This is a genomic window from Blautia sp. ZXY-1-C6 (assembly GCF_056339875.1).
On record NZ_JBWJVQ010000267.1, the window covers coordinates 1 to 7,239 of the forward strand.

Sequence of the window (7,239 nt, forward strand, 5' to 3'; positions counted from 1 at the left end):
GTAAAGTAATACCATATACACCAGGCGAGCAGCCCAATCAGCCGGATATGATCAAGCTGAATACCAACGAGAATCCGTATCCGCCGGCACCTGGAGTGGAGAAGGCGTTGAGGGAGATGGATACAGATACTATGAGACTTTATCCGGATCCTACAGCAGGAGAACTGGTACATGCCATTGCAAAGAATTACGGGCTGAAGGATGAACAGGTTTTTGTGGGAGTAGGTTCCGATGATGTGCTTGCCATGAGTTTCCTTACATTCTTTAATTCACAGAAGCCGGTTCTTTTTCCGGATATCACATATTCTTTTTATGATGTATGGGCAGACCTGTTTCGTATTCCATATGAGAGACCGGCACTGGATGAGAACTTTCATATAAGGACGGAAGATTATTTCAGAGAAAACGGAGGAATTGTATTCCCGAATCCGAATGCGCCGACAGGTGTGGAGATGCCGCTGGAGGAAGTGGAGGATATTATCCGCCATAATCCTGATGTGATTGTGATCGTGGACGAGGCTTATGTGGATTTTGGTAGTCAGTCGGCGCTTCCATTGATTGAAAAATATGACAACCTTCTGGTCGTACAGACATTTTCCAAGTCGCGTTCTATGGCTGGGATGAGAATTGGTTTTGCGTGTGGAAATGAGAAACTGATCAGATTCCTGAATGATGTGAAGTATTCTTTTAATTCTTATACTATGGACCGTACAGCGATTGCTGCAGGTGTGGCGGCAGTTGAAGATAAAGCATATTTTGATGAGACATGTAATAAAATCATAGAGACAAGAGAATGGACAAAGAAAGAATTGAAGGCACTGGGATTCTCTTTTCAGGATTCTATGTCTAACTTTATTTTTGCTACGCATAAAACCTGCCCTGCGAAAGAACTTTTTGAGGCATTGAGAGGGCAGCATATTTATGTTCGTTACTTCCAGAAGGACAGAATTGACAATTTTCTTCGTATCACTGTTGGAACAAAGGAAGAAATGCAGAAATTTATTGATTTTTTGAAGGATTATTTGAAGTAAGAGTTAGGAGGCTTTATGGAAGCGCTGGTACATTGGTTTTCACAGAATCTGTCACAATATATTTCACCTGAAGGGGCAGTTTTTATTATTTCAATGATTCCGCTTTTGGAACTCAGGGGAGGATTGCTTGCAGCATCCTTACTTAAGATATCGGCTGCAAAGGCAATTCCACTGTGTATTGTTGGAAATATTATTCCTATTCCGTTTATTCTGTTGTTTATCAGACAGATTTTCAAGGTTTTAAAAAAGACGAAACTCTTTCGGGGACTTGTTATGAAATTGGAAGACAGGGCAATGAGAAAAAGTGATCAGGTAAAGAAATATGAGTTTTGGGGACTGATGCTGTTTGTGGGAATTCCTCTTCCGGGAACAGGGGCATGGACAGGATCTCTGATTGCATCTCTTCTGGAAATTGATATTAAGAAGTCCTCTCTGGCAATTTTTTGTGGCATTATTATGGCAACTGTCATTATGTATATTGTTTCCTATGGATTAGTGGGAAATCTGGTACGTTAATTATTTTATACCAATATTCATCGGAAATCCGGAGACATATTTTATGTCTCCGGATTTCTGCTTTTATGTCGATAATATCAGTTTTATGACGTATAAAACAGCTTGCCAATAATAAAGATTTGGAATAATATGGTATTGTCAATTATGAAGAAGATGTGCTAAGATAAATATAAAAATACCGGTGTGCAGACAGGATTACTACAGGAATTAACTTGTCGACACAGGAGCAGGAGTATAATTTTCCTGCGATATGCATTGCTGCAGATCTGATATTCGTGTCACTTCAGACAGATTATCCCACTAACTGTTACAGGAAAAGTTCATAAAGAATAAATTACTCAGATACATAGGAAATCAGAAAAACAAAAATAAAAATAATTATCAATATTAACAATCAAAACAAAAAGCAGAGGATTATTTTATGAGAGAAAAGTATGAATCATTATCACTGGCAACTTTAAAGGATTTGGCAAAAGCCAGAGGATTAAAAGGGGTTTCAGCATTGAGAAAACCGGAATTGATCGAGAGAATGCTTCACGAAGATGAACTGGAAGGTGAGACAAAAAAACAGGAAACAGTCCGGGAGAAACCGCAGCAGAGTGAAGTGGAAGGTAACGGAGAGAGAATCCCCCAGTATAACAAAACACCGGAACGTACACAGTATCATGCCCCGGCAGAGGCAGTACAGCTTGACAGTGGAGAGAGAGCAGACGGAATCCTTGAGGTACTTCCCGATGGATATGGGTTTATCCGATGTGAAAATTATCTTCCGGGGGAAAATGATATTTATGTATCACCTTCTCAGATACGCAGATTTAACCTGAAAACAGGTGATATTATTAAGGGGAATATCCGTATCAAAACACAGGGAGAGAAATTCAGTGCCCTGCTATATGTGACCTCTATCAACGGATTCCATCCCAGTGAAGGGCAGAGACGACATAATTTTGAAGATATGACACCGATCTTTCCGAATGAGAGACTGATAATGGAAAGACCGGGCGGCACAGTTGCCATGAGGATCGTAGATCTGATCAGCCCTATCGGTAAAGGACAGAGAGGAATGATCGTATCTCCTCCGAAAGCCGGTAAGACAACTTTGCTGAAAGATGTGGCAAAGTCTATTCTGAGAAACAATCCGGACATGCATCTGATCATTCTTCTGATCGATGAGCGTCCTGAGGAGGTTACAGATATCAGGGAGGCCATCTGTGGCGATAATGTGGAAGTCATTTATTCTACATTTGATGAGCTTCCGGAACATCATAAACGTGTGTCTGAAATGGTAATAGAACGTGCACGTCGTCTGGTGGAACATAAAAAAGACGTTACAATTCTTCTTGATTCTATTACAAGACTGGCAAGGGCATACAACCTGATCATACCGCCCAGCGGACGAACTCTTTCCGGTGGTCTGGATCCGGCGGCTCTTCATATGCCGAAACGTTTCTTTGGTGCGGCCAGAAATATGAGAGAGGGCGGAAGCCTTACTATTCTTGCTACAGCGCTTGTGGATACGGGAAGTAAAATGGATGATGTAATTTATGAAGAATTTAAGGGAACCGGTAATATGGAACTGGTGCTTGACCGAAAACTGCAGGAAAAGCGGGTATTCCCTGCAATTGATATCCAGAAATCCGGTACAAGAAGAGAGGATCTGCTGCTGAGTAAAGAAGAACAGGAAGCGGTTTACATTATGCGAAAAGCCCTCAATGGAATGAAGTCAGAAGATGCGGTAGAACAGATCCTGAATATGTTTACCCGTACGAAAAATAATGCTGAATTTGTGCAGACTGTAAAAAAACAAAAGTTTATCTGAAACGTTGTAAAAAAACAGTTACTGTTCGCTCCGTTCTCAGTAACAAAAATATTAAATAAATTTTAAAATAAATTTTAAAATAACTTGCATTCCATGGGACGATATGTTATACTCATAAAGCTGTTTAATAGTAAATTCGTCAAATGAATACGAATAGAAAATAGAATCTTTACAGAGAGGTGAAAATCATGAGAGAAGGAATCCATCCTAATTATTATCAGGCAACTGTAACCTGCAACTGTGGTAACACATTCGTAACAGGATCTACAAAACAGGACATCCACGTAGAAATCTGCTCTAAATGTCATCCATTCTATACAGGTCAGCAGAAAGCAGCTCAGGCTCGTGGACGTATCGATAAGTTTAATAAGAAATACGGCCTGAACAAATAATCAGAATATAGTAAGAATTGAGAAGGTTGAGGTTGGGAAATCTCAGCCTTTCTTGTTTCTTTAGGAGAAAATAATGAAATCATCGAACATCGGCGGTCAGGCTGTAATGGAAGGCATTATGATGCGCCATAAGGATAAATATTCCATTGCTGTCCGCAGACCGGACAATGAGATTGAATTAAAAGTAGAAGATTACAAATGTGTATTCGGAAATGCAAAATTTCTCAAATATCCACTGATCCGAGGTGTGGTAAGCTTCGTGGATTCTCTGGTGGTCGGCACAAAATGTCTGATGTATTCAGCGGAGATCGCAGGGGACGAGGAGGACGAAGAGGATAAGCAGAAGAATGCTGCTCTTTCAGAAGAGGAGCTTGCTGCAAAAAAGGCAAAAGAAGATAAGCAGTTCAAATGGCTGTTATATGTGACAGTTGCTGTCTCGATCGTGGTATCAGTTGCCGCCTTTATGTTGCTGCCATACGCCCTTGCAAGTCTTTGCAGAAGGGGTGGCGCTTCGGAATTTGCAGTTACAATAGTTGAGGCATTTGTAAAGCTTGCATTGTTTATGGGATATATGCTTCTGATTTCCAGAATGAAGGATATTCAGAGAACATTTATGTATCATGGAGCAGAGCATAAGTGCATTAACTGCGTGGAACATGGACTGCCGCTTACGGTGGATAATGTTCTTGCAAGCTCCAGACTGCATAAGAGATGTGGAACCAGTTTTCTGTTTCTGGTTATGCTGGTCAGCATTTTTCTGCATTTTATTTTTGTATTGGTTCCATTTTACTGGGTGAGACTGTTTGGAAGACTTCTTATGGTGCCGGTTGTAGCAGGAATATCTTTTGAGATTATTCAGTGGGCTGGAAGATCAGACAGCAAACTTGCTGACTTTTTCAGTAAACCGGGTCTGGCAATGCAGAAACTTACAACTAAGGAACCGACAGCAGATATGGCAGAGGTTGCGATCAGGGCTGTAGAGGCGGTTTTTGACTGGAAAGCATATCTGAAGGAAGAATTTGGAGTTGAAGCAGAACAATGAACGGAGAAACTCTGACAGGATTATTAAAAAAAGGACAGATGATCCTTGCACAGGCGGGGATTAAGGAAGCCGGGCTGGATGCCTGGCTTCTCCTGGAATATGTCACAGGAAAAAGCCGGGCGTATTATTTTGCATACGGAGAAGAAAGTGTCACAGAAAGTGTTGCTGAAAGATATCTGGAACTGATCAGCAGACGTGCGGGACACATACCGCTGCAGCATCTGACGCATCAGGCTTTTTTTATGGGGCATGAATTTTATGTGGATAAGAATGTACTGGTACCCAGACAGGATACGGAAACACTTGTGGAGTCCGCTCTTGAATGCATGAAAGCTGTGAAAAATCCATATATTCTTGATATGTGTACAGGATCCGGCTGTATTCTTATCAGTATTCTGAAGGAGAGAGCTGATGCACACGGAACAGGCGTGGATCTGTCAGATGAGGCACTGAAAGTGGCTGTGCGGAATGCACGGACACTGGAAGTGGCAGAGCATGCGGAATTTGTACAGAGTAATCTGTTTTCTGAAATGCAGAACATTGTGTACGGAACAGAGTATATGAAAAGGACTGCTGTAAAAGATACTGTAAAAATGACAGAATGCGAAAATAGTAATAGAAATTATAGCAGAGCTTATGATATGATTATATCAAATCCGCCATATATTCCTACGGCGGAAATTGAAGATCTTATGGATGAAGTAAAATTGCATGATCCGCGTATGGCGTTGGATGGTATGGAAGATGGACTTTATTTTTACAGGGCTATCACGAAACAGGCACAGGATCATCTTGTTCCGGGTGGTTGGCTTTTATATGAAATCGGATGCAGCCAGGGAGAAGATGTGTCAGCTCTTTTGCGGAAATATAAATTTGAAGATATTGAGATAAGGCAGGATCTGGCCGGGTTGGACCGGGTGGTTCTGGGGCGAAAGAAATTACAGGAGGATAAATATGTTTGATAAATTAGACGATCTGCTCATTCGTTTTGAAGAGGTGCTTAATGAGCTTGGAGAGCCGGGAGTTACCGATAATCAGGAACATTTTCAGAAGCTGATGAAAGAGCAGAGCGATCTGCAGCCGATAGTAGATGCTTACCGGGAGTATAAGAAAAACAAAGAAACGATACAGGACAGTCTTTCCATGCTTGAGGAAGAGAAAGATGAAGATATGCGGGAAATGCTGAAGGAAGAACTGTCTGAGGCAAAGAAGAATGTAGAGGAACTGGAGCATGAACTTAAGATCCTTCTTCTTCCGAAAGATCCTAATGATAACAAGAACGTTATTGTGGAGATCCGTGCAGGTGCAGGTGGGGATGAGGCTGCCCTTTTTGCAGCAGAGATTTACCGTATGTATGTGAAATATGCAGAATCCCGCCGCTGGAAAACAGAAATGATGAGTCTCAATGAGAACGGAATCGGCGGATTTAAGGAAGTAACATTTATGATCACAGGTGCAGGTGCTTATTCCAGACTGAAATATGAAAGTGGTGTACATCGTGTACAGCGAGTTCCGGAAACAGAATCCGGCGGACGTATCCATACCTCTACCTGTACAGTTGCTATTATGCCGGAAGCAGAGGAAATCGATTTCCATCTGGATATGAATGACTGTAAATTCGATGTGTTCCGTGCATCCGGAAACGGCGGACAGTGTGTCAATACAACAGACTCTGCTGTGCGACTGACACATATTCCTACCGGAATCGTAATTTCCTGCCAGGATGAGAAGTCACAGCTTAAGAATAAAGATAAAGCGCTGAAAGTTCTTCGCTCCCGTCTGTATGAGATGGAGCTTGCCAAACAGCATGATGCTGAGGCTGAGGCAAGAAGAAGCCAGATTGGAACAGGTGACCGTTCAGAGAAGATCAGAACTTATAATTTTCCACAGGGCCGTGTGACAGACCACAGAATCAAACTGACACTGCACAGACTGGAGAATGTTCTGAACGGGGATCTGGATGAGATCATTGACAGTCTGATCGCAGCAGATCAGGCAGCAAAATTAAGTAATCTTCAGGATGCGGAATAGAATATTGCGGAGAGGGTATGTGACAGAAGATGACTGAAAAAGTATTGATATGAGAGAAGAATGTCAGGAGGAAAATATTTATGCAGAAAACAGCACTTGTAATTATGGCGGCAGGAATCGGAAGTCGTTTTGGAAAAGGAATCAAGCAGCTTGCACCGGTGGGAACATGTGGAGAGATTATTATGGATTATTCCATCCACGATGCGCTGGAAGCCGGATTTAACAAAGTAGTGTTTATTATCCGTAAAGATCTGGAAGAAGAGTTTCGCAGAGTGATCGGCGAGCGTATTGAGAAAATTACGGAAGTAGAATATGTATTCCAGGAGCTTGATGATCTGCCGGAGGGATTTACGAAACCGGCTGACCGCACGAAACCCTGGGGAACCGGACAGGCTGTACTTGCTGCAA

Annotated in this window: 8 protein-coding genes; all 8 read left to right on the forward strand. The window is 42.0% G+C overall.

All coding sequences use genetic code 11. The features are described 5' to 3' along the window. On the forward strand, positions 1–1,031 hold a 1,031-nt coding region (hisC, locus tag AC075J_RS17200; RefSeq protein WP_476390542.1), incomplete at its 5' end, for a histidinol-phosphate transaminase. A gap of 15 nt (positions 1,032–1,046) precedes the next feature. After that, positions 1,047–1,547, forward strand: coding sequence for a COG2426 family protein (locus tag AC075J_RS17205; protein ID WP_026648283.1), 501 nt, complete (start codon positions 1,047–1,049; stop codon positions 1,545–1,547). 421 nt (positions 1,548–1,968) lie between these two features. Further along, the gene (gene rho, locus AC075J_RS17210) at positions 1,969–3,366 is read left to right on the forward strand and encodes a transcription termination factor Rho (RefSeq protein WP_055149491.1); all 1,398 of its coding nucleotides are present in this window, start codon (positions 1,969–1,971) and stop codon (positions 3,364–3,366) included. 188 nt (positions 3,367–3,554) lie between these two features. Next, entirely contained in the window at positions 3,555–3,758 is a 204-nt protein-coding gene (gene rpmE, locus AC075J_RS17215) for a 50S ribosomal protein L31 (protein ID WP_020993628.1), read from the forward strand. A 73-nt stretch (positions 3,759–3,831) separates the two neighbouring features. Beyond that, entirely contained in the window at positions 3,832–4,800 is a 969-nt protein-coding gene (locus AC075J_RS17220) for a DUF1385 domain-containing protein (RefSeq protein ID WP_055058123.1), read from the forward strand. Further along, positions 4,797–5,762: a peptide chain release factor N(5)-glutamine methyltransferase gene (prmC, locus tag AC075J_RS17225; RefSeq protein ID WP_022380505.1), complete on the forward strand. Its 966-nt coding sequence runs from the start codon at positions 4,797–4,799 to the stop codon at positions 5,760–5,762. Before AC075J_RS17220 ends, prmC begins: the two co-directional genes overlap by 4 nt. Continuing rightward, positions 5,755–6,831 (forward strand): peptide chain release factor 1, encoded by a 1,077-nt coding sequence (gene prfA / locus AC075J_RS17230; protein WP_008706449.1) that lies wholly within the window; start codon positions 5,755–5,757, stop codon positions 6,829–6,831. Before prmC ends, prfA begins: the two co-directional genes overlap by 8 nt. An 80-nt stretch (positions 6,832–6,911) precedes the next feature. Beyond that, positions 6,912–7,239: sugar phosphate nucleotidyltransferase (locus tag AC075J_RS17235; RefSeq protein ID WP_476390543.1), on the forward strand; the 328-nt coding region annotated here is incomplete at its 3' end.

Excerpts from the sequence above, each read along its gene's own strand:
- AC075J_RS17205 (WP_026648283.1), top strand. The coding sequence starts at position 1,047 with ATGGAAGCGCTGGTACATTGGTTTTCACAGAATCTGTCACAATATATT.
- rho (WP_055149491.1), top strand. The coding sequence starts at position 1,969 with ATGAGAGAAAAGTATGAATCATTATCACTGGCAACTTTAAAGGATTTG.
- rpmE (WP_020993628.1), top strand. The coding sequence starts at position 3,555 with ATGAGAGAAGGAATCCATCCTAATTATTATCAGGCAACTGTAACCTGC.
- AC075J_RS17220 (WP_055058123.1), top strand. The coding sequence starts at position 3,832 with ATGAAATCATCGAACATCGGCGGTCAGGCTGTAATGGAAGGCATTATG.
- prmC (WP_022380505.1), top strand. The coding sequence starts at position 4,797 with ATGAACGGAGAAACTCTGACAGGATTATTAAAAAAAGGACAGATGATC.
- prfA (WP_008706449.1), top strand. The coding sequence starts at position 5,755 with ATGTTTGATAAATTAGACGATCTGCTCATTCGTTTTGAAGAGGTGCTT.